Genomic DNA, 26,181 nt, shown 5'->3' with positions numbered 1-26,181 from the left:
TAACCTATGTCTACTGATTAAACATTTACTTGACTGTTAATAAGAAAATATTACTCTAGCTATCTAACCGTGCAAGCTGACATAAACAAACATAAGGAATCAGCAATGGTGTCTCCCTCAGTTCTTGACCTGACGGCCACAGAAAAAGTGTACATGGGCGAGCGGGCTTCGGTCGCGATTGCTGCAGAAGCCGAACGACTGGGAGCCGAACGCGTATTTTTACTCGTCAGCTCAAGTCTCAATGAACAAACCGATGAAATCGATCAGATCCGTAAAGCATTGGGTAGTAAAGTCGCTGCCACCTATCACGGCATGCCCGCACACGCCCCTCGAGGCGCGGTACTCGAAGCTGCAGCCATGGCCCGAGAGGCCAACGCAGATCTGGTGGTCACCGTTGGGGGCGGATCTGTCACCGATGCCGGGAAAATTGTCACCATCTGCTTGAAGCACAACATCCGTGAGCACGACCAGATGGACGACTATCGGGTCTATGTTAATGACGAAGGCGAAGTCATAAAGCCGGTTTTTGATGGTCCCGACGTCCGCGCCATAATCTGCCCTACAACCCTCTCAGGCGGCGAGTTCAATCCCCTAAGCGGCGCGACCGACGAAAAGCTAAAACTCAAGCAGGCTTATGAAACTCGTCTCATGGCCCCAGTGACCGTTATTCTTGATCCAGCGCTCACTGTGCACACGCCGGAGTGGTTGTGGCTGTCTACCGGCGTTCGCTCCGTTGATCACGCCCTGGAGGCTTTGGGCTCTTTGGCCTCGAATCATTTTGCAGACGGTATGGCCGCCAGTGCTCTGGAGCTACTGAGTGACGGCCTGTCACGAGTCAAAGCAGACCCCAGTGATCTCGAAGCCCGACTCAAGTGTCAGGTTGGTGCCTGGCAATCAATGATTCCTATTGTCGGTGGCGTTCCCATGGGTCTCAGTCATGCTGTGGGACATGTACTGGGCGGCAGCTTTGATGTGCCCCATGGATATTGCTCCTGTGTCATGGCCCCTGCTGTATTAGCCTTCAATGAATCCGTCAACGGCGACCGGCAAAAGCGTATCAGCCGTGCTTTTGGACGGCCCGATGAAGCTGCCTCTGTGATTGTCGATGAGTTCATCACCAGTTTGGGCATGCCCAGATCGCTGGCGGCCGTAGGCGTCACCGAGGCTGACCATGCGCTGGTTGCCGAAAACACCATGCATGACTTCTGGGCGCGAACAAATCCACGAACTGTAGAAAAAGCTGAAGACGTATTGCCGGTACTGAAGATGGCCGCCGGATAAGACACCCGATGGCAGCAGAACCTTCACTGGCAGACAAACACTCCGCGGGCGGCGGGCTCAAGAGTGAGCTTGCCACCTTCAAACGTCGGCGGATTCGCGAAGAAGCCGCGCATCTGTTCTTCCAGCAGGGTTATGAAAGCGCGACCATCGATGCCATCGCCGAGCGCCTGAAAGTCACCAAACCCTTTATTTATAGTTACTACAAGAATAAAGGCGAGATCCTGTTCGATATTTCAAAGCTCGGTATCAGCGTCTCACTGGATGCACTGGACAATTGCCTCGCCTCTCCCGGATCGCCCTGGGATCGACTAAAGCTCATTGTCGACAAGGTCACGCGACTGATTCTTGATAACGAAGAGAACATCGTTGTGTATCTTCGCGAAGAAAAAAACCTTGATGAGACCTCGGCGCGGGAGATACGAGAACTCCGTTCTCTATTCGATCATCGTCTTGCCAATCTATTGCTGGAAGGGACGAAAGCCGGTGAATTCACGGTAGACAATCCAGGGCTCACCGCGACCACCATCGGTGGAATGATGAGCTGGGTGGCCCTGTGGTACACACCGGGGGGCCACTGGTCGGAAACCGAAGTTCTTGCCACGTTGATACAGAACGTAGCGCGCATTGTGCACTCTCCGATACGCATAGAGACCCTGGACATCGAATCACGACAAGCAGCCGAGGCCGCAAAAGACACCGCGAAGGCCACCCCCATAACAGGATTAAGAAAATAAAGGAGACCGTTGTGACTGCAGTTCATCAGGACCCACGAGTACCCGCGCGCGAAGACTGTGTTGTGCGCTATCTCATCGACAAATGGGCCGAAGAAACACCAGACACGGTCTATGCCGTCTTTGAGAACGGCGACACCTGGACCTACAAGGAACTGCGTGATGAGGTCATCAGTGTGGCCGTCGGACTTGCACAGCGCGGCGTTTGCCAGGGAGATCATGTCGCCGTTTGGCTCTTTGGTGGACGCGAAGGGATTCTCACTTTCTTTGCAATCAATTACCTGGGGGCTGTCTTCGTGCCGTTCAACACGGCTTACAAAGGCGGTCTTTTGGAGCACGTCCTTAAAAACTCCGATGCCAAACTCCTGGTTTCTCATCGCGATCTGGTGCCGCGCCTGGCAGACGTTGATACTGCCGAGCTTAGCGCCGTAATTGCGGTAGGTGGCGAGGCAGAAAGCTCCCCTCTACCGTGCGAAAGCTTTGAACAATTACGCGGAAAAGAGAGTGAACTTCCGCAGCTGCAAAACCCCATCGAGCCCTGGGACAATCAGTCAATCATCTACACCTCGGGTACCACAGGACCTTCCAAAGGCGTTTTGTCTTCGTACCTGCACCTGTTTACCAATGCGGGACCAGAGACCTGGCACTTCGTTACCGGCGAGGATCGCTTCCTTATCAATATGCCTCTGTTCCATATCGGGGGCATGGGCATCATCTCGGTCATGCTCGCTCGTGGAGGCTCCATAGCGGTAATGGAAAACTTTGATACCGAACGCTTTTGGCCATTTGTACGCGAAACCAAAACCAGCGCCGCCTTCCTGCTGGGCGTTATGGCAACGTTTTTGCTCAAGCAACAGCCGTCACCGGACGACCGGGACCACAGCTTAAGACTCGCGTTCATGGTACCGATGACCGAGGCTGCGGGCGATCTGCACACCCGGTTTGGCATAGACATTTACACCATCTTCAACATGACCGAAATTTCATCACCCATTGTTTCTGACCCCAACCCCACGAGTCGCGGAACCTGTGGCAAAAAACGAGCTGGCGTTGATGTACGCCTCGTGGACGAAAACGACTGCGAAGTACCCTTGGGCGAAATTGGAGAAATGCTCGTTCGCACGGATCGACCCTGGGGCATGAACTCCGGTTACTACAAGAATCCAAAAGCCACCGCCGAGGCCTGGCGCAATGGCTGGTTTCATACCGGCGATTGTTTCCGACTGGATGAAGAGGGCTATTACTACTTTGTGGACCGTCGTAAAGACGCTATCCGGCGCCGGGGAGAAAACATCTCCTCTTTCGAAGTCGAAGCAGAGGTCGTTGCCTATCCCCAAGTGCGCGAGGCAGCCGCCTATGGGGTGCCCAGTGAGCTTAGCGAAGACGATGTCATGATCTGCGTTGCCCCGGTCGAGGGACGAAGCATTGATCCTGCTGACTTAACGCAGTTTCTCATTGAGCGCATGGCCTACTTTATGGTTCCAAGATATATCCGAATCATGGACGAACTACCAAAGACACCGTCGGCGAAGGTCCTGAAGCACATTCTTCGCAAACAGGCCATCACAATTGATACCTGGGATAGAGAGAAAGCCGGGATCAAAGTAAAACGGGAGGCGCTGAGTAGCTAAAACAAGACTCCACAACTGCAGAAATCACCCATGCAAAAACATAATTTAATAACAGGGCAGGGAAACATCATGCAAGGAATACCATCAAAGATATTGGCAGCGGCTGTCGCAGCCGCAGTACTCACACCGGGTCTGGCCACAGCGCAAAATGCTCTCGAAGAGGTCGTAGTAACAGCTACTAAGCGAGATGCCAGCCTATCGGATCTGTCTGTTGCGGCTAACGTCATCGGAGCCGATGCTATCGGTCCCGGCGGTGTACAAACTGTTCGCGACATGTATACCGAGATACCCAACATGTCCATCGGCGATCAATTCGGCTTTGCCCGAGTGTTTATGCGCGGCATAGGCATGACCAGCATTGATATTGGCGGAGAAGGCGCGGTGTCAATACTTCAAGATGGCGCCATCATTCCGCGCCCCGCCGCTCAATTGGTGGGAATGTTCGATTTGGAGCAGGTAGAAGTTCTTAGAGGACCTCAGGGCACACTCTACGGACGAGGCGCTACCGCCGGAGCCATCAATGTGGTCACCGCTAAACCGGGCGATGAGTTAGGCGGTTACATCAATCTGACAGCCGGCAATTACAGCATGGGAACCCTTGAGGGTGCTGTAGATCTGCCTATTACCGATGCGCTGGCTTTACGTCTGGCGACCAAGATCGAGCGTCGCGATGGCTACGGCAGTAACCTCTTTACCGGCAACGAGGTCGACGATCGCAATGCCGACGCTTACCGCGCAACCTTAAGCTACAACCCCGACGCCAACTGGGATGCGACGCTGTCTTATCAGTACTACGAAGAAGACGATAACAACTACGCGTTCCACTACTTTGGACCCTCGGCGGGCACAGCAGGAGGCTTACCACCGGCGGTAACAGCCCTGGGCGGAAGCACCGTATTTGATGTCGGTGGTTCTCTATATGACATCTACTCAGATCAGGAAGCTATCAATACCCGTGAAGGCTACATGGCGAACATGATCCTGAACTTTGAGTTGTCCGAGAATGTATCACTTCGCTCTACCACCTCAGCGCAGAATATGGATCGCTTTCTTCGCGACGACCTGGACTCCACCGAAGTCGATCTGTTTGGCCAAAACAACTACACAGAAGAGAGTGACTCCTTCGGGCAGGAATTCACACTGAATGTAGAGCGCGACAATTACAGCATTCTTGCCGGGGCCATGTATTTCGAAGAAGAACTCTTTGGTGAAGTGTTTGTTCCCCTGACCAACTTTTGCTTTTTTGCGGCTCCAGCCACCTGTGGAACACCCATCGGTGACTTCTTAAACAGTGGCAAATACCTACAGGACGGCGATGTTGATATCACCGCCTACGCCGCATTTGTAGAGGTCACCGTCCCCCTGGGCGAGCAATTCACAGTGATTGCCGGTGCACGCTACAACTACGAAGAGCGGGAAGGAACCGGCGCATTCATCTTTGACGCCGCGGGATTTAACATACCTACGGATGCAAAAGCTGACTGGGATGACATAACGCCGAGAGTCACGCTGGAGTACCGGCCCAACGATAATACTCTTATGTACGCCACCTATAACCAGGCGTTTAAGTCTGGCGTCATCAACACCGGTAGCTTGAGCCCCCCTTTGGATCCCGAGACAGTGGATGCCTTTGAGCTGGGGTACAAAGGCAGCAGCAGCGACGGCCGGCTGAATTACTCTCTCGCCGCCTTCTTCTACGATTATCAGAACGTACAAATCTCATTTGTCGATGAAACCAGTACCGTCAGCACCATCAATGCTGCAGAGGCCGAAAACTACGGTGCAGAGCTTGAGCTGACCTACGCTATGACCGACTCACTCACTGTGGATTTGTTTGCGACCTATCTCAGCGCTGAATACAAGGAGTTCATCAACGGTGACTATGCCAATGGCTTCACCCCAACGGACCTAAGTGGCAACACGCTACCCAACGCGCCGGAGTACACCTTCAAACTCGGCTTCACCTATCAAACAGCACTGGGCGACGGCAATCTGCGAGTCCGCGGCGAGGGCTACTATCAGGATGATGTGTACTTTACCGAATGGAACCGAAGCGACGCTTTCCAGGAGGGCTACGGACTTATCAATGCCAATGCCGATTACAGCTTTGGTCCCGAGGGTCGCTGGATGCTGAGCCTCTGGGGTCGCAACTTGAGTGATGAAGAGGTTATTTCTAACAATATCATCACGGCCCCACTGTATAACTCTCTGCGCGTCGGCTCCATGCTGCCGCCCCGAACCTACGGGGTGACCGGCTCCTACTCCTTTTAATCCCCTGCCGTCAGGCCTCGGTCCGCCCCGGATCGCAGGCCTGACCCACTCTCTGGTTGGCCTTCAGACTGCCTGCCAAGGAACCACGTCACGTTACTTGTGTTGCCTCGGATCGTGGTGAAAAAGTCACATGCAGACCTTTAATGATTGCGCTGTAGCGACAAGGTGGAGCATGATGCGCGCCTGTCAAAACACGTCCGGATCTGTGGACCAATGAATACGCTTCATTCACACACTTGCTGTACGCACACCCCGTCCTTGGGGGCGGTACCTGTGGTTCTGCGCCAAACGCAGAAGACCGTGGGCAAGGACATGCGCCACGCAAAAAGTGGTTCGAGGAAGCTAAACGCGTAATTAAACGCAGTTTTTTAAAAAGGCCTCCGAGAACTCAGGGCTCGGAGGCCTTTTTCGTTTAAGACCCGAAACAAGACTCTCCCCGCCCGGGTTCCCGGTGGTAAACAGGGTAAACACCGTGCAACGGTCATTAAGAGTCAACGCAAACGTCATCTATCTCATGGGCTTCTTTCATAGCTTCGTGCTGATCGTGCCTATCTTCGTACCGCTGGTGCAGGCGCATGGCTTGTCCATGACGCAGATCCTGCAGACACAAGCGCTCTACGCACTGACGATCGCCTGTTTCGAGGTTCCCTCGGGCTATATCGCAGACATCTGGGGTCGCCGGCGCGCCATCATTATTGGCTCCGGCATCAATGGCTGTGGATTTCTGTGGCTGGTCTTCGCTGATGGCTTTGGCGACTTTCTTGTCTATGAGGTGCTGCTGGGAATAGGCGTCAGCCTGATCTCCGGCGCAGACCTCGCGCTGCTGTACGATTCACAGAAACAGCTGGAAGATTCTGAAGATGCGGGACCCAGCGCGAGCAAGGCACTGAGTCGCTTGATCTCCATCGAGGCGGCCGCTTCCGGACTAGCCGGTCTAGGCGCTGCGCTATTGCTGCTTCTTGGAGATATGAGCGTATTAATCGCGGCGCAGGCGATCAGCGGATTCATACCGTTGCTTCTGGGATTTTTACTCATAGAATCCCCGCGCCCAAGGCTCACGCAAAGCCACAGCGCGAATACTGCAGCAATTCTGGAGTTACTGCTGCGGGGTAAGCCTGTGGTGCTGTGGACCGCATTTGCAATCGCTGCCTTTGGGCTTATGGCCATGTACGCGTTCTGGATTTACCAAAAGTACTGGGAAATGCAGGGCATCGCGGTGGAACACTTTGGTTACATCTGGGCCTTGTTTGCCCTGACGGTTAGCCTGGGTGCACGTTACGCCAGCTACATCGAGAGCAAGCTGGGATGGCGATGCCTGTTGATCCTGACGGCAATTCTGCCACTTGTCGGTCTTCTGGGTATGGCCTATGCGGGCGGCTGGGTCGGGGTCATGTTTGGGTTTTCTATCCAGCTGAGTCGCGGCATGAGCCTGACACTCTTTTATGATGCCTTGAATCGACGAATCCCCGGAGACTTTCGCGCCACCGTTAATTCGCTTGTGAGCTTGGCAGTTCGTAGCTTGTTTATCGTCACCGGCCCCTTATTGGGTTGGTCCTTGGATACTCAGGGTATAAAGGTCACCTTGCTGGGTCTAGCGATCGCTTTTGCCCCGATCTTGCTGGCTGTGATCATAGGACTGGGCGTGCGTATCCGGCGCGAAAGTCAGGTTTTACCACTCCTAAAGAAAGGCGCGGGACAACAAACGCCAGCCGCTGTCTGAGTCCTGCGCTGTCAGCAATTTGCTCGCGTGGTAACTTTGCAAAAGAGGGAGAATGCCATTGTTCAAAAAATCGTTACGCGCAAGCCCCAAGGGAACAAAGGGACCCAAGGGGCCGAAGAAGCACGATACCGGGCTCCGGCCCGGTCATCGCTTCGAAGGCGAAGTACGCGACCTCAGTAGCGACGGCCAAGGTGTAGTCGCACATCCTGATGGTCGCGTCTTTTTTGTGCCGGGAGTTTGGCGGGACGAGCGAGGACTGTTTGAAGTCACCAGCCTCAAGGGGCGTATGGGCTTTGCCAGGGTAATTTCGCTTAGCGAAGAATCTGCGCAACGCCGAACGCCGCCTTGCCCTCACCATGGTTTTAGCAACGATAGCTGCGGAGGTTGCCCCTGGTTGTTTATGGATTACCAGGAGCAACTGCAAAGCAAACAACAGCAACTGCTTCGCATGCTCCAGCCCTTGAATACCGCCTTGGCGATATCACCCGTTTGGGCGTCCCCGGAAGAACTGGGTTATCGCAACCGCGCGCAATTAAAATCAGATGGTAAACGCTTGGGTTATGTCGCAGGAAACTCCCGAGACATTGCACAGATCAGCGATTGCCTGGTGCTCAACACCAAAAACCGAAAAACCCTGGCCGACTTACGTGCGCAGCTTCCCAACCCATCCTGGAAGCCGGGGCGTGGAAAGCATTGGACAACGCTGGATATTGACGACGATATTAATGCATCCCAGGTGGCGGTGAATGATCGTCGGCCTTTTCGCCAAGGCAACAGCGCGCAAAATCAGCGCATGCGGGAATGGTTGCTCAGCCAGCTTCACAACATGTCGGCGAGGTCGCCGGTGGTAGAGCTTTTTGCGGGGTCCGGAAACTTTACCGAGGTTCTAGTCGATGCAGGCTGCGAATCTGTCTGTGCAGTGGACAGCTTCCGCCAAGCCATCGACGGACTGCAGGCGCGATTGCTTCCGGGAGTCACCGGGATTTGCAGTAACCTTGAAAGAGACGGCAGCGCGTCTGATATTGAAGCACAGCTATCCACCGCGAAACTGTTACTTTTGGACCCTCCCCGGGAAGGCCTAAAAAACATAGGCGATTATCTGACACTGGCGCCCCAACTACGCACCATTATTTACATCTCATGTAATCTTGCGACGCTTAGCCGGGACCTTCAGACAGCTATGCAGCACAAATTTCAGTTGCAGGAGGTTCAGCCGCTGGACCTGTTTCCACAGACTCCACAAATCGAAGTATTGACGGTTCTTAGCCGCTAGGACTGTGCCCAATCCCTCACTAGACCAATAGCGCAGCAACACCCCAGAAGACCGCCATACCCGTAAGCAAAGTATAGATGTGGTTGCGTGTTTTCCAGGCTACCAGTGCGGCACAAGTCAGCCCCGCAACCTCGGGGAGTCCGATGAGTACCTGACCCTCGGCGGTGGTCAGCATCGACACAATGAGCGCGCCCATAACCGCCGGGCCAACGTACTCCAAGGCACGCAGAGCCAGTGGGGGAAACTGTCGATCGGCGAGCGCAATAATAAAGATCGCACGACTCAGATAGGTGCCAATACCTGCCAGTACAATCGCGAGAAACTGACTCATGAGCGCTTACGCCTGCTTTCCAGTAGCAAGCCCAGCAAAATGCCGATTACCGCCCCCACCAGCAGTCCCGAACGATTGGGCAAATCGCTGAGCATCACGGTGAATGCACCCGATAGCAGGGCCACTGCAACTTTCTCCCAGCGATCAATTGCCATCACCAATAGCGCGGTAAACAGAACCGGTGCTGCAAAGGCGATATTCCATTCCACGGGGATCAACGGCCCAACAAACAAGCCTGCGGCAGTGAAAACCATCCACAGCCCCCAGAAGGTAAAACCGGCGCTTAAAAAGTATGCGCGAAACGCTGCGGGATCTTCTTCCTGACGAAGCGTGACCAAGGCGAAAACCTGGTCAATCAGCACATAAGGTCCCAGCCAGCGAAACCACCTGGGCTGCCCCTTAAAACGCGGTGCGATACTGACGGAGTACAGCAAATGTCGTGCGCCTACAATCAAGGCTGCGGTGACTGCCGCCGCAATGGACGCACCTTCGCCGAGTAAGCTCACGATAGTTATCTGTGCCGCGCCACCAAACATCAGCGGGGAACTGCTCCATCCAAGCCAGGGTGCAAGACCCGACTCACCGACCACCACACCAAATACCAGGGCAAAAGGTATGGCGGGAATGAATAAGGGGATGGTCTCAAAAACACCCCGCTTTACATGAAGATATCGATCACTCATGCGCGGCATTGTACGCGAGGAACTTTGCTTCGCAGCGTCGCGGGCTATAGTGTACGAATGCCCAACCGGAGAACAAAGATGCGCCAATCATGGATATTGGGACTCATTGTCTCGCTCTCGGCTTTAACTGCCTTGCCCGCAGTCAGCGAAGAGCAAAACGTCTCTATATCGAACGGGATGTATTCCATACCCGGCATCCTCGCTCTTCCATCAAGCACTCAAGACCTTGTCCCTGCGGTCCTGCTATTGCACGGTACAGCCTCGCAGAAAAACGAAGTGGGCAATCTTTACCAGCACCTCGCAAAGGTACTGGCGGATGCCGGCATCGCTTCGTTGCGTATCGATTTCGCCGGTGCCGGCGACAGCCCGGTGGACCACGGCCGTTACAGTCTCAGCGGTGCGACGCGGGACGCTCAGGCAAGCTTCGACTATCTCGTGGAACATCCAATGCTTCATAGCCATAAAATTATCGCTCTGGGTTTCAGTCAGGGAGGATTGGTAGCGCAACGCCTCGCATTACAAGAACCGGGTCTACTGGCTCTTGCCACGTGGTCATCGGTGGCTACGGACGGCGCGGGGAGCTTTGCAGACTTTTTCGATGACTATTACCAACAAGCCGTGAGTGCCGGGTATGCCCAGGTAAGCTTTGAATGGTTACCCGAGCCCTTGGCGTTCAGTCTGCAATGGTTTCAGGAGATCGAAGCCCAGCAGACACTCAGTGAAATGCGCGATTTTAAGAAGCCCATTCTTGCCATCGCCGGCGCAGCCGATCGCACCGTGCCCTACCAGCAAAGCATGGATCTGATCAGCCAATCAAACCATCCCATGAGTCAACTGGTGCTGCTTGCCGGCGCTGGGCATGTTTTTAATGTGCTTACCCCTCGGGAGAACTCTCCACAGAAAACCTCCAGTCATGAGCGACTGCTGAGCCTAAGCCGGGAATGGATCGTCGAAGTGGTGCGCTAGGCGTCCCCAGGCTTGCTTTTAGCCGATGTCCAAGGCCATGGGAATAAACTTACACACCAGAACCTGTCGGGATCCATGCTGCTCATAGCTCGCTAGCAGCGTATCGCTTACGGCGCTCATCACGGCTTCATGTTCGCCCTGGATCTGGGTGCTCATAGCGTTTGTAACAACCTGCAAGTCCGCGCGCTTATTGAGGCCATCAATGAACGATTGGATAACTGGAATATAGTCTTCATCCAGCGGATAGAGACTCAGTTCGGCAGTGAGTGTCATAGCTTGCTCCTCATTGAAGACCGATAGCGCGTTGCACGTCGCCAAATACCGCGAGAAAACCTTGTTCAAAATCGGTATCGCTCTCATCGACGACCTTCAGCAGAGCGACAAGATCCACGGGACGCGATAACCGCCGCGAAAGACGTTCCAACACCGCCGCAACGCCTTCTCGAGTTTCATAGACACGAAGCCAGTCCGCATCGACCCAACGCGGCGATACTGCCGCCAGAGCCTCGGGGAGTAGCAGCGGATTGTCGCGCAAAACTCTATAGGTGCCGTCCAAAAAAGCGTCTCGACTCCAATCGCTGTACCGCTGCCAGTGTCGCACAAGGTAATGGTCAAAGAGCACATCCAAAACCAGACCCGCGTAACGTCGATGCCCCTGGGGAAACCTTGCCTTCAGCACAAGATAGGCACTATGACTGTCCGTCAAGGAATCGACCCGGCGATGACGACGCACACCATCAGCGACCCGAGGATGCAGGTCGTGCTTACTCAAAGGACCTTTAACAAGGTCTCCCGCGATGTTTCCGATCAGGCTGTGGGCGTAGGGCTCAGCCAGCAGCGCATGCGCCAAATAGTTCATCGTCTGGCGTGGTGTCCTAGTCGCTACGCACAGATCGAGCTGCCAAGAAGACGACGATGAAGGTCAGGACTTCGATAACAATGGGCTCCATGGTCAGGGCGGCACCGTGAAACTGCCACGCGACAACCCGAGCAGGCGCTACAAGGCCAATCAACAATGCCCCTGCCATGAGGTAATTTGACTGCCGCCTGAACACGCCGTAAAGCATGAAGCCACCAGCGCATAAAAAGAACGCGGCGCTATCACCAAGCTGAGTAGCCAGTCCTGCTCCCTCCAATAAGGAAGCACCCAGAGCAGCAGCAATTTTTGCAGGTGCTGCAAGCCACGCGATCCCAAAAATTAAATACAAAAGTCCAAATAGTGTTGTCGCGCCAAGAGCGACCTTGCCAGGCATGGAAAGAGGCTGATGCATAAAACGAGTCCTTTACCGTGATTTTTATATAGATGGCTAATCAGGCTGCTGCAGCCCCATAGGCTGAGCCACAGCGCATTAGCGAGCGTATACACAGTGCAGACAAGAGACAATAAGAAGAGCGAAACAGTTATGCCGGTGCATGCAAAAGAAACACTTCTCATAGATGACTTTGGCGACGTACAGCGCGCCAGCAATGGGGGGCAATGGCAGTATTTTAGCGATAGGGTTATGGGTGGTGTCTCTGAAGGGGCAGCCGGTCATGGTCTAGTGAACGGTCGCTCGGCGCTGCAACTGAGCGGCATTGTCAGCCTTGAAAATAACGGCGGATTTATTCAGGTCGCGCTGGATCTGGATGTAGGGGGAAAACCTTTGGACGCCGGCGCTGCGAGCGGCATCGCCGTCTGTGTTTGTGGGGACGGTGGGAGCTATGCACTCAATCTGCGTACTGCCGACACACAGCGACCATGGCAGAGCTATCGGAGCCATATCGACTCCTGCGGTGAGTGGACAACCCACTATCTGTCCTTCGAAACATTTACTCCACACCGAATCGATAAACCACTGGACCGCAGCCGGCTGCGGCGTGTTGGCTTGATCGCTATCGGCGAACCGGGCACCGCAGGTGTCGCCATCTCCAGGCTAGCGCTCTATAGCGATCCATCAAGCTGAAGCATAAACCTGTCGCTAAGATCGGGTATCGATTGCCTCTCGGGTCTTGGCAAGGCGCCGGTTGCGCCAATTCTCCAAAAAGGCCAAAGCACCCCAGGCATAGAGCGTTACTGCAATAAACGTAGCAAAGCGCTGAATGAAAGCTGTTAAAGCGTCTTTACCGTTCGCACTGTCTTCTACCGCAGGACCCAAAAGAATGAGCATCGTCACCAGCGCGTTAATCCAGAATGAGGGCGCCACGCGGGTCTTCAGGAATCCGTACAACTTGGCCGCGGTGTATAGGGCGAAGAGCAGCATCCACAAAGAAAACATCCATAAATTAGGCGCTATGGTCAGCAGGACCCAAAAAGTAATCGCCATAATGCCGCCCACAAAGGTCGATCCAATGAGCTCTCGGCCCGCGTGGCGCGCATCCATGGCCGAGGTCTGCTGACCAAGAGAGACAGACTTCATGATTGTCATGAGGTACTGCGAGGGATTCGTTAGCGCCAGTAGATAAGCCGGCATCACGATGAGCATCGCTCGGACCGCAAGCCAGTTTGACAGTACTTCTCCCTCGGGTGCTTCGGCGGCGGGAGCTGCAGACGCGTTTTCAGGAAAAAACGGATACACCAACCACTGACAAAGCACCGCCGCTGAAATACCGAGAGCGAGCGACTTGATGACCGTGGTCGCAAGAAGATAATCCACACTCCCTGCAACCGAAATCAGGGTAAAGCCAATGGTCAGAAATGTACCCAGTAGTCGTTTGCCATGGATCAGCGTCAGATACATGGAGAAATACAGACCCACAGCAACAATCAACACAGCACTGACGGGGTAGTATCGAATCAAGGGTATTAGCAGCACGCCAACGGTGAGTGATAAGCTCATGACGACCAGCAGGGCAAAAAGCCCTTTAGGGCCCATGGGTGGGCCAGGCATGGCGCTCAGAAACACCACGAACAACGGCGCCAAAAAAGGCAGCGGAAAACTCAGGCCGTACGCCATCGCCAGGGCAAGGGCGGTGGCAAATGCAAAGCGCAGGGCACGACTTTCGGCGACGCTCACTCCGGGCATGCTCTTGGTAATGACGGACTCACGATGGGCTGCAGGCTCACGCTTGGCTGTAAATAGCCGTTAATAAGCGTAAGAAAACCAGCTCATGAGTCGAATGTACGCCTGACCGAGCAAACGCAGCACCGTCGATCCGTCACTATAGACAATCACCGAGGCCTGACCGCCGATCCTCAACTGACTCAGCATCGTGTTATCCGTCATTTCAAAACCCACCTCCACAGGGAAGCGCTGGGCCTGACGAAGCCAGTCACGACTATTGCTCACTGTTGGCAAAGTGCCCGGCGCTGGGGCTTGCCCCGCACTAACACCCAATCCCACATTGCGAACCTTGCCAGGAAAAACCGCGCCCGGTAACGCGTCAAACACGATCTCAGCCTTACTACCGGGATGCATATGTCCGAGATTATTTTCGGTAAATGCTGCATCAATCCAAAGATCATGAATGGCGATCAGCGTCATGACAGGCTTACCGGTCCCCGCATACTGACCTACATCAGCTCGCAGGTCAGTAATCAGTCCTCGAGAGGAAGCTTTGACCACCGTATTGGCAAGATCCAGGCGCGCCTTCTCGACCGCGGACTGGGCGGACAGTAATATCGCGTTACTACCTTCGTCATCCCCGCCTTTTTGCTCGATAGCCCGTTGAATATCGGATTCCGCCGCCACAACCTTGGCTCTGGCCTGATCCAACGAGGCTTTCGAAGACTCCAGGCGTCGCAAAGAGAGAGTACCTGGATCTGTTTCTCGAAGCCGCTTCAGTCGCGCGTAGTCCTGGCTCGCGCGCAACTCATTGGCCTTTGCTGCGGTCAGATTTGCCCGAGCACTGGCTACCGTGGCATTACCTGCTTCTACCTGACTGCGGGCATTCACCAGATCGGACTCGGCGCGAGACAAGGCTATCTGATACTGCGAGGGATCAATTTCAAACAGCGCATCGCCCTCTTCCACTTCCTGGTTATTACTGACAAGGACCTTCGTTACCGTGCCGGCCACTTCTGGGGCCACACCAATCACATAACCCTGAACTCGGGCCTGGCTCGTATAGGGTGCATAACGATCAGACAACAGGTACCAAGCCAAACTACTTACAATCACCGCCAGTAAAACCCAGGTGGTACGATTGATTGCCGGGGTCGCCTCAACGTTCGCCTCTGCCTGTGTATTACTCATTGCGAACTTTCTCCTGTTTGAGCGTCATCGAGCACCACCGGCACCTCTGCCTCTAGCTGCTCTCCCCAGTTAACCCTGCCGCGCATGGTCTCGCGCACGTTCGGGGGAATCATGTCCTCCAAAGACTGGGACTGCCAACCGCCACCGAGGGCCTTGTACAGCATGATCACCGCTGAGATATGTGCCCCCTCGTTTACCAGCTCTTTCTCTGCCTGGGAAAACAAGGATCGCTGAGCATCCAGCACGCGCTGAAAATCAGCGTAGCCCTCCCGATATCGACGGTTAGCAAGCTCCAGAGCTCGCTCGGCCGCGGAACGAGATTCACTAAGCACTGCCCCGGCCTCTGCAGTTTTAATCACCGCAACGGCAGCATCATCAATTTCTCTTGCCGCCTGTAATACAGTGCCATCAAAGGCCGCGAGAGCCTGTTGAAGGCGTGCGTCCTGCACTCGAACATTTGAGCGAATGCGCCCGTAATCAAAAATATTCCAGCTTATAGCGGGACCTGCTGCAAAGGTCAGACCGTCGCGGGTAACACCCAAGCTGTCACCGCTCCAGCCAAAGCTTCCAAACAAGGATAGCGCCGGATAAAGGTCGGCCTTCGCCACGCCGATCTGCGCTGACTGAGCTCCCGCCTGCCAGGCACTAGCGCGCACATCGGGCCTGCGAAGTACCAGCTTTGCGGGAATGCCTGTCAGCGCCAGGGGTTCCATTGCTGGTAATGCTTTGACCTCGGCTTGCAATTCGCTAATGGGCGCAGGTGGTCGTGCCAGCAACACCGCCAGCGCATTACGCAATTGAACGCGGCTGCGCTCTAAATCGGGAATGGTTGCAAGGGTGGCAAGATATTGGGTGCGGGCCTGCTGTAAATCGAGCTCTGACTCCTGACCACTGTCGAAAAGCTGCTGCGTAATTTCGAAACTGCGCTTTTGTATAGCTGCGTTTTTTCTGGCGATTTCAATGCGCAACTGGGTAGTTCTATAGGCGTAATAAATATCGGCAGTCTGCGCGACCAACAGCACCTGCAGGTCACGTTGATTCGCTATGGACGCCATGAAGGCGGCATCCGCAGACTCGATACCCCGGGCAAAGCGACCCCAGAAATCAAGCTCCCAGCCCACTGACAGCCCCGTGTCATAGCTGCCAAAACTGTCTTCGCTGGCGGGCAATAAGCCATCACTGCGGCGCTGACGAATGTAAGCGGCAGAAGCCCCCAGCTGTTGGGACTGAGGAAAACGCAGAGCCTCGACACCACCAAGACGTGCCCTGGCTTCAAGCACACTGAGTCCCGCCACCTGCAAATTGAGGTTTTGTTCAAGAACCTGCTGAATCAGTGTGTTAAGCGCCGGATCATCAAAGCGAAACCACCAGTCGGACAAATCCGCATTAGAACCTTCGCCGGCGCTACCACGCTGTCCATATAGTTCGGGTTGCCATTCGGCAAGCCAAGTAGGCTCGGGTTCCTGATAATCCGGCCCCAGTGTTGTGCAGCCCATAAGCGCCGCACCGGTCAGCCCCATAAAGCCAAGGCGCAGGTAGGAGAAAAGCTTCACAGGGATTCAATCAGTCCGCTGCGCCTTGAGAGGTGCCTGCTGCATCACCTTCTGACATTGCCGCCGTAAGAGCATCCTCATCCACCCAGCCCATAAACAACTCGTAGCCCACACTCAGTATTACCGCCCCAACAAAGAGCCCCACAATCCCGGCTCCCATCATTCCTCCCAAGGCGCCCAAAAGCACAACAGGCATGGGAACGCTCACACCACGACCCAAGAGCATCGGTTTTAGAACGTTATCGGCAATTCCGGCAACCACAAAGTACACAGTGAGCGCGACGTTAACCACAGTGCCGCCATCACCCATACCCCATACGAAAGCAATCGCGGGAAGCGACACTAACAGCGCCGGAAGCTGAAGAATACCGATCACCAGTACCACAAGCGCCAGTAGTCCAGCCGCAGGAATACCTGCCATCATAAATCCAACACCCAGTAACAGTGCCTGAATAAACGCAACACCCACTACACCGGTTGCCACGGATCGCACGGTCAGAGTGGTAATCGTGTGCATGACGGAGCCTTTTTGCTCGCCAACCATTCGCCTAAAAATACGCCCCATAGCTGCAGTCCCGGACTCGCCATAGGCCATCATGACCCCCGCAATAATGAGTGCCCCGAAGAAAAACAACAAAGTACCCGCAGTGCTCGCCGCTGCCTTTAACGCGCTCTTACTAAAATTACCTAACTGGGGCTGCAGACTTTCAACAAAGCCTGGCAAGTCCGTATGCGCAAAAGACCAGGCGTCAAAGACTCTTTCTCCAACGACAGGCCAGTCCTTCACCGAAGCGTCCGGAGCGCTGACCGTGGCCGCACTGACATCAAAATTACCCACGACATCAAAAATGTGGGTTGCGAAAGAACTGCCCAACATGACCGTAGGCACACCCAGTAGCAATATGCCCAATACCACCATTAGCGTCGCTGTATGGCCGGGGCTAAAGCCTGTGCGCCGACACAGCGATAAAAACAACGGATAAAGAGAAACAGCCAAAATAACGCCCCAAAGCATGATCGGCAGGAACGGAGCGAATATACGCTCACAGGCGACTACAACGACTACGATCAGGCCCAGCCTGATACAAAAGTCCATAAAGTCGCGAGACAGGAATTTCTTTGCTGCATTAATATCGACACTCATGGAACTTCGACTCCGAGAAACCACTAGGCGCGTGAGATAATTTTGCCCGCTATTCTACGCGAACACCGCGACCCACGCTGAGAAAACCACGGGTGAAATTTACAAGGGCGTGCTAACGTGACCGCCGTATTTTTGAGGAAGCAGCCCCGCCATTCATGATGGAGCCCAAATGTCCCGCCTTTGCATTACCCTTGTATTTGTTGCGCTGCTAATGCCTGTGGGAGCGCATAGCGAGGGGCGTGTGATTCGCGTAGCGACTTTTAACGTAAGCATGGAAGGCGGCAATTACGTGGGCAAAGGTGTCACCCCCAGTGGCCATGAGCTACCGGCCGCGCTTAGCAATAGCGATCACCCCCAGATCAGTAATATCGCCGAGATCATCCAGCGCGTGCGGCCCGATATATTGCTGCTCAATGAGTTTGACTACCACGCGGATCCAGCCCGGGGAGTAAAGCCTTTCCTGGAACGCTACCTCCAACAGTCTCGAGCCGGAACGACAGCTATCGACTACCCCTATTTCTACCAGGGTCCCGTTAACACCGGCGTTGATTCAGGTATGGACCTGGACCGTGACGGTAAGGCCTCAGGCACAGGCAACGACGCATTTGGCTTTGGTCTGTACCCGGGGCAATACGGCATGCTTCTTTTCAGTCGTTACCCCATCGACTTTGAAGCAATTCGCAGCTTTCAGCTGTTCAAATGGAAAGACATGCCCGGCAATCTCATGGCGGATATGCGGGGCGCGGATGGCGAGCTATGGTACAGCAACGAGATTCAGGAGCAGCTGCGACTATCCTCCAAATCCCATTGGGACATTCCCGTGCGCATCAATGGAAAGTCTCTACACGTACTGGCCAGTCATCCAACGCCACCGGTATTTGATGGCCCCGAAGATCGTAACGGCAGGCGAAATCACGATGAAATCCGCTTTTGGACAGACTACATAGAGGGAGGGGACCAAGCGGCCTACATCTATGATGACAAGGGCGGATCAGGTGGACTGCAAGACAATCGCTTTGTGGTAGTCGGCGATCTGAATGCCTCCATGGAAGAAGGCGATGCGCGGCGCGAAGGAATCACAGCACTATTGGGTCACGCGAAAGTTCGCCGGGGTCTACTGCCCAGCAGCGACGGAGGCAGAGCGAACCGCGCCGACAGTACCTTTGGCCCCACCCATACAGCAAGCTGGGGTATGCGCGCTGACTACGTCATACCCAGTAAGGCGGGATGGAGAGTGATCGATGCGGGGGTGTTCTGGCCTGCTCCCGACGACCCTCTCCGGCGTCTGGTCAACAAACGCGGATCATCCTCTGATCATCGCTTGGTATGGATGGACCTGGAACTCATTGATTAGCTAGATACCGCCCTGACGGCAACACCTCAGCTGAATCGTATGGTGACTAGCCTTGCTTCTCCCTCGCTTTGAGAAACGAGGACTGCTGCTTGGTAACCTGTATTGCAGCCTTAAACACTGACAGGTCAGCTATAACTTCACCGCGTTGTCCCAGCGAGTCCAACTGCGCATAAAACCAGTACGTGGTTGCGAAAGTACTCAGGGTGCGGATAAGGCTTATACCCTTAAGAAAGCCAAGCCAGGATGGCAACAACGCCAGTTCATTTTCATAGCGGGGCAATGACTCAGCCCCAGCAAGCAACCGCGCCGGTCCATCTGTCTGTACACACAGCGGACGCCCCAAGCCTATGAGCGATGCTCCGCCTTCCTCCAGAGCCTGCTCCATTGCAGCTCGGGATCGAAAACCACCGGTGACCATCAGCGGAATAGATACCTGCTTTTGCATAGCTAGAGCGAAATCCACAAAATAGGCTTCGCGGCGTAAGGTGGACGCGGCAACGTGCTGCTGTTCCTCGGGCTCCAAGCCTTCCATACCCAGCAACTTGGGTTGTTCGTAAGTACCACCTGAAATCTCGATAACATCAACGCTATGCTCCTCGAGCCACTTGGCGACGCGCAGACTGTCATCAAAGTCGAATCCGCCTTTTTGAAAATCCGCACTGTTTAACTTTACGGCCACTGGAAACTCTGGCCCCACAGCTTCCCGCGTGGCATCGACAATCTCAAGCAGAAAACGCGCGCGATTCTCAAGCTCGCCGCCATAGCGATCATCGCGCTGATTAGTTCTTGGACTTAAGAACTGTGAGATCAAATACCCGTGAGCACCGTGAATCTGCACGCCGGTAAAGCCTGCGTCTTTCATCGCTTTTGCGGCAATCGCAAAGCGTTGCACCAGCTCTGAGATTTCCTCACTGGTGAGCGCCACAGGCTCTCCAAATTGCCCACCAGGTAAACCCAACTTTACCGCCGAGGGCGCCTTGGGGTGTGGGTTCACCGTTTTTAATGTTTGCCGTCCGGCATGACTGATCTGAACCCATGCATGATTACCTGCTGCAGTGGCGGCAGAGGCCCAGCTTGCCAGCGCATCCTTCATGACTGCATCCGGAACTCGATCAACCACGACGTTGCCCGGACGCTCCAGATGATAGGCATCAACAACCACGTTGCCGGTGATCAGTACCCCCGCCCCACCTTCAGACCAAATCCCATAAAGGCGCTCCAGAGCGCTTGTAGGCACTCCACCGATGCTGGCAAGTCCTTCGGTCATTGCTGCCTTTACGAGGCGGTTGGGAACAACCGCTCCACAGGGCAGCGTGAGTGGGTTTTTGAGGCTTGTCACAGTGTTGGCTTCCTTAGCTTGAAATTGAGCAGGACGCCACCATATCAAAGAGCTGAAGGGACATGAAATGAAAGCACCATCATCAGAAAAGGGAACGCTATGAGCAGCATAGATATCGGTATCAATGAAGCAGATCGACTGAGTATTGCGGGAGGCCTAAAGGTTTTGCTGGCAGACTCCTACACTTTGTATCTGCAGACGCATAACTTTCACTGGAACGTTACCGGCCCACAATTTCGCGAACTGCATCTAATGTTCGAGGAGCACTATAACGAACTTGCAATCGCGGTTGATGAGATCGCGGAACGGATTCGAACTCTGGATGTGGTTGCTCCAGGAACTTACAAGGCCTTTGCCGAACTTTCCAACATTGATGAGGTTGATGGCGTGCCGCCTGCCTCAGAAATGATTCGTATTCTGACCCAGGGACACGAGCAAATCGTCAAAACTTGCAGAGAGGTTTTGCTGAAAGCTCAGGGCGCGGACGATGAGTCCTCCGCCGCTCTGGTCTCAGACCGCATGCGTGTGCATGAGAAGACAGCATGGATGCTGCGAGCGCTAGCGGCATAAGCCGGACAATCAAAAGTCAGAGCCAATGAGCGTCGAGTCCGACGCTCATCCTCGACTGCACAGGCAGCAACTATAAAAAAGCCCCTTGGCACGAAGCCAAGAGGCCAACCGTAAGCAAACGCTTACGGACCGAAGACTGGAACCAGCGTAAGCACTACGCGGTATATTAGTAAATTATAATAGATTAACTCTGAGCAGGCCAGACGTCACAGACATTTAATTTGTGTGTGTGGGCTCAAGTGTTTATAGCAGAGGTAACTTAGCTGCCGAGAATAGCGGCCATTTTTTTGCACGGGGCTGGAGGAATGCACACCCAAGCCCGGCGCGACAGGCCTATTGCGTGTCTATTTGACCACGCAGACTTTTATACCGTCCATTTTCTTGGCCTGGTACATCGCTTCATCGGCGCGACCAACGGCACTTTCCAGTGTGTCACCGACAACCAACTCGGTGACTCCACAGGAGATAGACACATCCAGAGGCTTACCATTGTCATTGAAGCCCGCGTTAAGCACCTCATCACAAACGCTGCGTGCAAAAACTTCAGCGCCTTGCACATGGGTATCAGGCAGCAAAATGACAAACTCATCACCACCGTAGCGACAGACAATATCGCTCGCCCTGGCTCTCATCTGCAATACATCCGCCACCTTCACAAGCACAAGATCGCCTGCGGTGTGTCCATAGGTATCGTTGATTTCTTTGAACTTGTTGCAGTCGACAAACACGATAGAAAGCGAAGCACCAGAGCGTTGCCACCGAGCAAAAAGTTCATGCGTTCGCTCATCGTAGCCCGCGCGATTGTAGACACCGGTGAGTGCGTCTTTTAGCGCCAGATCATTTTTGTTGCGAATTTCACTGCGCAGAATATCTGCTTCGTCTTCAAGGTGCGCAAGTCTCTCATTGAGCTCGGCTACCTTTGCCTTGGAATGTTCGTGTTGTTCGCGCTCGGACACAACATGCTCGGCAAGGCGCTGAGTCAGCTTGGTCAGGCCAGTCGCGATAACACTGCGGACCTTAACAATATCATCGGACTTTGCCGCCTCACCCATTTCTCGAGTGTCTTCGCCGACACTACTTTGTAATTCTTCTGACCGCTTAAGAGAACTATCTCCGTCATCGGCAAGAAAATTCAGTACCTCCTCAAAGCCATCAAGACGTTCGCGCAGATCGCCGAGAAAGTCCGTCGTTTGGTTTCTCTCCGCGCGAATGCGCGCGTCGATGGTCTCAATTTCGTCGGTAACCTCGGCAAGGAGCTTTTGTGCTTGCTCTGGATGCACCGCTTGCTCAAGGGAATCCTTGATCGCATGGCTGCGAATCGCATTGCCATTGAGAACATCAATATGCTCCACAAGCCGCTGCAGAAGCTGGACAAACAAAGCGACATACCGATCATCCGCCCCATCGCCGCCGGACTTCTTGCCCAGCCAGCCGAGCACGCCACTGTCGGTCTTGTCGCGTGTCGCCACTTCCCGAAGAGCCTCGGCAGCAGAGCCCAGTAAATCAACAAGGGCCTTTTGACGCGCCATCGAAGTGGTACCCGATGCGACCTGCTGAACCAGAGTTCCCATGCGCTCCTGTTCGTCGCCGCGCACAGGCATGGTCTTGATCAGTTTGCGCAGGCCGGACAGGTCATAGCCACCCTCGACGGTCCGACCTTTGTCGGGATTAACGCCAGTGTTAGCCATCATGGTTCGGGCCAGGCGTCCCGAAAGGTTCTCGATCTTGCCAGTATCACCGCCGTCTTTTAACTGCTTGCGGATAGACACAAGAAGAGCATCGACCTCCTCGTCCACACCATCAGCCATGTGTGAGAGGCGAATAGCCAGTTGTTCAAGCGCTTTAACTTTGTCCATTGCCGTCGTTGTATACCGGTGAGATAACGCGACGTAGCATACAACAGCACTGCGCGCGAGGCGATACTACTGAAGATGCTTAAACGCGACGGTCTAATTGCTCATTGAGGCGGTAAACATAGGCCAGAACTTCCGCAACCGCGACATATAGGGCGGGGGGAACCTCGTCACCCAGGGGTATCTGACAAAGAAGCTCAGTAAGCTGCCCATCCTGCACAATAGGCACACCGTTTTCGGCAGCAAGCTCAACAATACGATCAGCAATGGCGTTTTCGCCTTTCGCCACGAGAACAGGGGCACCTTCGCCACTATAAGACAGCGCCGCAGACTGAGTCACCGGCCGGGACGAACGTTTATCTGTGTCACTCATGCTCGCACGTCCACCGTAGCACCAGAGCGCACATCTTCTTCCCTGGATTTCTGGGGAACGAGCTCGGCGGCGGGACTGCTTGTGAGGGTAATACCGTGACTTTCCAAAGCGCGCACCAGCATGGGCAGTCCCGCGTCAATCAGATGTCTGACACCATCGCTCGCTGCCGCAAACCTCAGGGCGAGCGCATCGCCCTGAAGCTGCATGGATATCTCTACGGCGCCTAATGCTTTCGGCTCCAGCTGCAGTTTCACTCGCCACACATCATCTTCGGGGCTGCTTTGGGTGTTGGAGTCGCCACCGGCAGGCTCCCTGTCAATTTCCATGCGCAGACTGTCCAGAGAACCGGCCAACTGCAGCGGTATCTCTAATTGCCAGTGTCTGGGCGCCTGGGCATCGCTGGGCTGCGAGTTCAGCTGATGGAGCGTGATCCGACCGAGGCCAGACTCAAGCTCGCGCTTCATCTCAAGCAACGCTTCTGCATCTGACCCAGGCAGCCCCAGGGCCTCTATGCGAGCAAGAGCTGCTTCGACTCGGGCAAGGGCCCGAAACAGCCCCGCCTTAAAATCCCCCTCCAGCACCGCAGGACGTCCTTTTGCCGAGGCCTGCAGGCCACTTTCGAGAAAGACCCCGGATTCACGAACAGCAGCAGCCAATCCTTCGGCCTGGGACAGCTGCCCCGGACGGCTCACTTGCTTTAGCAGTTGCCCCACCGACTCCGCGACCAAAGGCGGCAGCGCCGCCGCTAACTGGCTCGTTTGCAATGCCTGCACGACATTGGCAAGTGGTGAGCTGGCAATACCCGAGGAGTTCCCAGGAAGCAGCTGAAGCGTGCCTCCGACGTTTGCCGCCGCGGGGCTGGCCACTGGGTTAAGAACTCGAAGTGTCGGAACCGGATCCAACTGGGTCACTTCGAGCTTCAGCCGTGCACCCTGCTGAATGGGAATATCTGCCGTCGCCGTGATTTGTTGACCGCCGACACGCAGCACCAACTCTCCGGTAGGCAGCTGATTGCTTACCAGTGCATTCAAGGTCTGACCAATCTGCCAGTTATTGATCCACAAACCGAAGTTGCGCTGATCAACACGGGCTGATGTCAATGCCAGTTGCAATTCTTCCAAAACCACCTCTGTACTGCGAGCGTACGCTTCGATTCACCACGCGCACTTTTATCAATTTGCGCTTCAGATTACTGCTACAGTGCCGCTAACTATAGACAGCCTGTGTATACTTTAGCGGCAACATTTACAACGATCTTTACTGAGGACTGCAATGGATCTGGCGACACTGCTTGGTATGGTTGGGGCGATTGGTATCGTCCTGGCAGCCATCCTTACTGGCGGCTCAGCGATAGTATTTATCAACGTCCCTTCGATCCTCATTGTGCTAGGCGGCACGGTAATGGTGGTGATGATCAAATTCTCTATGGGTCAGTTCTTTGGCGCATTCAAAGTTGCCGGCACCGCCTTTATTAATAAGGTCTCAGACCCCGAAGAACTCATCGAAAAGATCGTTGAGCTGGCTAACATTGCTCGCAAAGAGGGCATGCTCGCTCTGGAAAACCAGGACATCGATAACGACTTTCTCGATGAAGGGGTCAAAATGCTCATCGATGGCAACAGCCGTGAAGTGGTCAGCACAGTATTAAGCAAGGACATGCAGCAGACCATTGAGCGACACAGCTGGGGGGCCAAGGTATTCAGCGCCACCGCCGACGTAGCGCCCGCTATGGGGATGATCGGGACACTGATCGGTCTTGTGCAAATGCTCTCAAACATGTCGGATCCCAAATCTATTGGTCCTGCCATGGCAGTAGCGCTACTGACCACACTCTACGGTGCAATGCTTGCGAACATGATTGCGATGCCCATCGCGGACAAACTCACGCTGCGCAAAGCCGATGAGTTACGCGTCAGGTCAATGTGTATCGATGGCGTCCTGGCTATTCAGGAAGGGCAAAACCCCCGGATTATTGAGTCTATGCTTAAAGCCTACCTCGAGCCTGATAAGCGCGGGAGTGAGGAGTAGCGCTTATGGTTGAAGAGGACGGCCCCGCAGGATCACCGGCATGGATGGCAACATTCGCCGATCTAATGTCTCTCCTGATGTGCTTTTTTGTGCTGCTGCTGTCCTTTGCCGAGATGGACGTAGAAAAGTTCAAGCAAATCGCCGGCTCCATGAAAATGGCCTTCGGTGTACAAAACGAATTTGAGCTAGAAGACATTCCAAAAGGCACCAGTGTCGTGGCGACAGAGTTCAGTCCAGGCCAGACCAGCGACACACCCATCGAAACCATACAGCAGATTACTGACCAGACAACGGACCCTTCATTGAGGGTCGGTGATGGCGAATTGGACGACGCCGAAGCAGAGGAACTTTTACAGGAAAAAATCACTGCGCTACTGGCGGAAACAGAAGCAGACGCCGAAAAACTCAAAGACATGCTTGAAGACGAGACGCAAACCGGCAAAGTTGACGTCGAGTCTGATGGCCGCACCATCACCGTACGTATTCGCGAGCAGGGCTCCTTTCCATCAGGCTCAGCGACACTGAACACAGACTTTGTGCCGGTGATGGCACGTATTCGCGATGCGCTCGTCGAAATTCCCGGCACCATATCCATCGAAGGGCATACCGATAGCACGCCCTTGCGTGGAGGCCGCTACGAGTCCAACTGGGGATTATCATCAAGCCGGGCTCTGTCAGTAACCCATGAATTACTCCGGGAGGGCCTTCTCAAAGACGATCGTATGATGGTCGTCGGTTTTGCTGATACACGACCATTTACCTTTAATGACACAGTTGAGGGTCGAGCATCCAACCGCCGCGTAGAGATCGTTATTCGCCAGGGTATTGATGACGCCGAGAACACCGAGCTAGACAACATACGTGAGATAAACCCAGACGCCCTGGACATACTGGGAATAGAATAGAGT

The 26,181-nt window shown here is 54.5% G+C and carries 25 protein-coding genes; 12 read left to right on the top strand and 13 right to left on the bottom strand.

Annotated elements, in window-relative coordinates:
• The first annotated feature begins 105 nt into the window (after positions 1 to 105).
• From R0135_RS16480 to R0135_RS16455, 6 genes are all read left to right on the top strand, one after another.
• Entirely contained in the window at positions 106 to 1,281 is a 1,176-nt protein-coding gene (locus R0135_RS16480) for an iron-containing alcohol dehydrogenase (protein ID WP_407347997.1), read from the top strand.
• 8 nt (positions 1,282 to 1,289) lie between these two features.
• On the top strand, positions 1,290 to 2,015 hold the full coding sequence (locus R0135_RS16475; protein WP_407347996.1) for a TetR/AcrR family transcriptional regulator: 726 nt from the start codon (positions 1,290 to 1,292) through the stop codon (positions 2,013 to 2,015).
• Positions 2,016 to 2,026: 11 nt separating this feature from the next.
• Positions 2,027 to 3,643, top strand: coding sequence for an AMP-binding protein (locus R0135_RS16470; RefSeq protein ID WP_407347995.1), 1,617 nt, complete (start codon positions 2,027 to 2,029; stop codon positions 3,641 to 3,643).
• Between the two features lie 69 nt (positions 3,644 to 3,712).
• Positions 3,713 to 5,914, top strand: coding sequence for a TonB-dependent receptor (locus R0135_RS16465; RefSeq protein ID WP_407347994.1), 2,202 nt, complete (start codon positions 3,713 to 3,715; stop codon positions 5,912 to 5,914).
• Positions 5,915 to 6,386: 472 nt separating this feature from the next.
• Positions 6,387 to 7,634: an MFS transporter gene (locus R0135_RS16460; RefSeq protein WP_407347993.1), complete on the top strand. Its 1,248-nt coding sequence runs from the start codon at positions 6,387 to 6,389 to the stop codon at positions 7,632 to 7,634.
• A gap of 52 nt (positions 7,635 to 7,686) precedes the next feature.
• On the top strand, positions 7,687 to 8,907 hold the full coding sequence (locus R0135_RS16455; protein WP_407347992.1) for a class I SAM-dependent RNA methyltransferase: 1,221 nt from the start codon (positions 7,687 to 7,689) through the stop codon (positions 8,905 to 8,907).
• Between the two features lie 19 nt (positions 8,908 to 8,926).
• Here the strand turns inward: R0135_RS16455 and R0135_RS16450 are convergent, their stop codons facing one another.
• Both R0135_RS16450 and R0135_RS16445 read right to left on the bottom strand, forming a co-directional pair.
• The gene (locus tag R0135_RS16450; protein WP_407347991.1) at positions 8,927 to 9,238 is read right to left on the bottom strand and encodes an AzlD domain-containing protein; all 312 of its coding nucleotides are present in this window, start codon (positions 9,236 to 9,238) and stop codon (positions 8,927 to 8,929) included.
• On the bottom strand, positions 9,235 to 9,921 hold the full coding sequence (locus R0135_RS16445) for an AzlC family ABC transporter permease (RefSeq protein WP_407347990.1): 687 nt from the start codon (positions 9,919 to 9,921) through the stop codon (positions 9,235 to 9,237). Before R0135_RS16445 ends, R0135_RS16450 begins: the two co-directional genes overlap by 4 nt.
• A 78-nt stretch (positions 9,922 to 9,999) precedes the next feature.
• On the opposite strand from R0135_RS16445, the gene R0135_RS16440 reads away from it, so the two are divergent.
• A complete protein-coding gene (locus tag R0135_RS16440) occupies positions 10,000 to 10,887 on the top strand; it encodes an alpha/beta hydrolase (RefSeq protein WP_407347989.1) in 888 nt (295 codons plus the stop codon).
• An 18-nt stretch (positions 10,888 to 10,905) separates the two neighbouring features.
• On the opposite strand, the gene R0135_RS16435 is transcribed toward R0135_RS16440, so the two are convergent.
• The 3 genes from R0135_RS16435 to R0135_RS16425 are packed head-to-tail and all read right to left on the bottom strand — an operon-like array spanning position 10,906 to position 12,158.
• Positions 10,906 to 11,160: a YkoF family thiamine/hydroxymethylpyrimidine-binding protein gene (locus R0135_RS16435; RefSeq protein ID WP_407347988.1), complete on the bottom strand. Its 255-nt coding sequence runs from the start codon at positions 11,158 to 11,160 to the stop codon at positions 10,906 to 10,908.
• Between the two features lie 10 nt (positions 11,161 to 11,170).
• Positions 11,171 to 11,746 (bottom strand): ACP phosphodiesterase, encoded by a 576-nt coding sequence (locus R0135_RS16430; RefSeq protein ID WP_407347987.1) that lies wholly within the window; start codon positions 11,744 to 11,746, stop codon positions 11,171 to 11,173.
• 16 nt (positions 11,747 to 11,762) lie between these two features.
• Positions 11,763 to 12,158 carry a hypothetical protein gene (locus R0135_RS16425; protein ID WP_407347986.1) on the bottom strand — a complete coding sequence of 132 codons (396 nt, stop codon included), beginning with the start codon at positions 12,156 to 12,158 and terminating at the stop codon, positions 11,763 to 11,765.
• 132 nt (positions 12,159 to 12,290) lie between these two features.
• Here R0135_RS16425 and R0135_RS16420 point away from each other — a divergent pair, with 132 nt between their 5' ends.
• Positions 12,291 to 12,830: a CIA30 family protein gene (locus R0135_RS16420; RefSeq protein WP_407347985.1), complete on the top strand. Its 540-nt coding sequence runs from the start codon at positions 12,291 to 12,293 to the stop codon at positions 12,828 to 12,830.
• Between the two features lie 15 nt (positions 12,831 to 12,845).
• On the opposite strand, the gene R0135_RS16415 is transcribed toward R0135_RS16420, so the two are convergent.
• From R0135_RS16415 to R0135_RS16400, 4 genes are all read right to left on the bottom strand, one after another.
• The gene (locus tag R0135_RS16415; RefSeq protein ID WP_407347984.1) at positions 12,846 to 13,880 is read right to left on the bottom strand and encodes a DUF2955 domain-containing protein; all 1,035 of its coding nucleotides are present in this window, start codon (positions 13,878 to 13,880) and stop codon (positions 12,846 to 12,848) included.
• 69 nt (positions 13,881 to 13,949) lie between these two features.
• The gene (locus R0135_RS16410; RefSeq protein ID WP_407347983.1) at positions 13,950 to 15,059 is read right to left on the bottom strand and encodes an HlyD family secretion protein; all 1,110 of its coding nucleotides are present in this window, start codon (positions 15,057 to 15,059) and stop codon (positions 13,950 to 13,952) included.
• Positions 15,056 to 16,612 (bottom strand): efflux transporter outer membrane subunit, encoded by a 1,557-nt coding sequence (locus tag R0135_RS16405; protein ID WP_407347982.1) that lies wholly within the window; start codon positions 16,610 to 16,612, stop codon positions 15,056 to 15,058. Before R0135_RS16405 ends, R0135_RS16410 begins: the two co-directional genes overlap by 4 nt.
• Positions 16,613 to 16,622: 10 nt before the next feature.
• On the bottom strand, positions 16,623 to 17,756 hold the full coding sequence (locus tag R0135_RS16400; protein WP_407347981.1) for an AI-2E family transporter: 1,134 nt from the start codon (positions 17,754 to 17,756) through the stop codon (positions 16,623 to 16,625).
• Between the two features lie 169 nt (positions 17,757 to 17,925).
• On the opposite strand from R0135_RS16400, the gene R0135_RS16395 reads away from it, so the two are divergent.
• Entirely contained in the window at positions 17,926 to 19,110 is a 1,185-nt protein-coding gene (locus R0135_RS16395; RefSeq protein ID WP_407347980.1) for an endonuclease/exonuclease/phosphatase family protein, read from the top strand.
• Between the two features lie 46 nt (positions 19,111 to 19,156).
• Here R0135_RS16395 and R0135_RS16390 read toward each other — a convergent pair whose 3' ends face one another.
• Positions 19,157 to 20,449: an NADH:flavin oxidoreductase/NADH oxidase family protein gene (locus tag R0135_RS16390; protein WP_407347979.1), complete on the bottom strand. Its 1,293-nt coding sequence runs from the start codon at positions 20,447 to 20,449 to the stop codon at positions 19,157 to 19,159.
• A gap of 99 nt (positions 20,450 to 20,548) precedes the next feature.
• On the opposite strand from R0135_RS16390, the gene R0135_RS16385 reads away from it, so the two are divergent.
• Positions 20,549 to 21,019 carry a Dps family protein gene (locus tag R0135_RS16385; protein WP_407347978.1) on the top strand — a complete coding sequence of 157 codons (471 nt, stop codon included), beginning with the start codon at positions 20,549 to 20,551 and terminating at the stop codon, positions 21,017 to 21,019.
• Positions 21,020 to 21,363: 344 nt separating this feature from the next.
• Here R0135_RS16385 and R0135_RS16380 read toward each other — a convergent pair whose 3' ends face one another.
• The 3 genes from R0135_RS16380 to R0135_RS16370 all read right to left on the bottom strand — a co-directional run bounded on the left by R0135_RS16380 (position 21,364) and on the right by R0135_RS16370 (position 24,372).
• Entirely contained in the window at positions 21,364 to 22,875 is a 1,512-nt protein-coding gene (locus R0135_RS16380; protein ID WP_407347977.1) for a diguanylate cyclase, read from the bottom strand.
• Positions 22,876 to 22,954: 79 nt separating this feature from the next.
• Positions 22,955 to 23,245, bottom strand: a complete 291-nt coding sequence (locus R0135_RS16375) for an EscU/YscU/HrcU family type III secretion system export apparatus switch protein (protein WP_407347976.1) — start codon at positions 23,243 to 23,245, stop codon at positions 22,955 to 22,957.
• Positions 23,242 to 24,372 carry a flagellar hook-length control protein FliK gene (locus tag R0135_RS16370; protein ID WP_407347975.1) on the bottom strand — a complete coding sequence of 377 codons (1,131 nt, stop codon included), beginning with the start codon at positions 24,370 to 24,372 and terminating at the stop codon, positions 23,242 to 23,244. The genes R0135_RS16375 and R0135_RS16370 overlap by 4 nt, the downstream gene beginning before the upstream one ends.
• Before the next feature lie 145 nt (positions 24,373 to 24,517).
• On the opposite strand from R0135_RS16370, the gene pomA reads away from it, so the two are divergent.
• Positions 24,518 to 25,273 (top strand): flagellar motor protein PomA, encoded by a 756-nt coding sequence (gene pomA / locus R0135_RS16365; protein WP_407347974.1) that lies wholly within the window; start codon positions 24,518 to 24,520, stop codon positions 25,271 to 25,273.
• A 5-nt stretch (positions 25,274 to 25,278) separates the two neighbouring features.
• Positions 25,279 to 26,178 carry a flagellar motor protein MotB gene (locus R0135_RS16360; RefSeq protein ID WP_407347973.1) on the top strand — a complete coding sequence of 300 codons (900 nt, stop codon included), beginning with the start codon at positions 25,279 to 25,281 and terminating at the stop codon, positions 26,176 to 26,178.
• Positions 26,179 to 26,181: the final 3 nt, after the last annotated feature.

It is taken from the genome of Congregibacter variabilis, assembly GCF_045689235.1.
Classification (GTDB): Bacteria; Pseudomonadota; Gammaproteobacteria; order Pseudomonadales; family Halieaceae; genus Congregibacter; species Congregibacter variabilis.
Note: the sequence above shows the minus strand (reverse complement) of the source record. Positions and strands in the feature narration are given on the sequence as shown.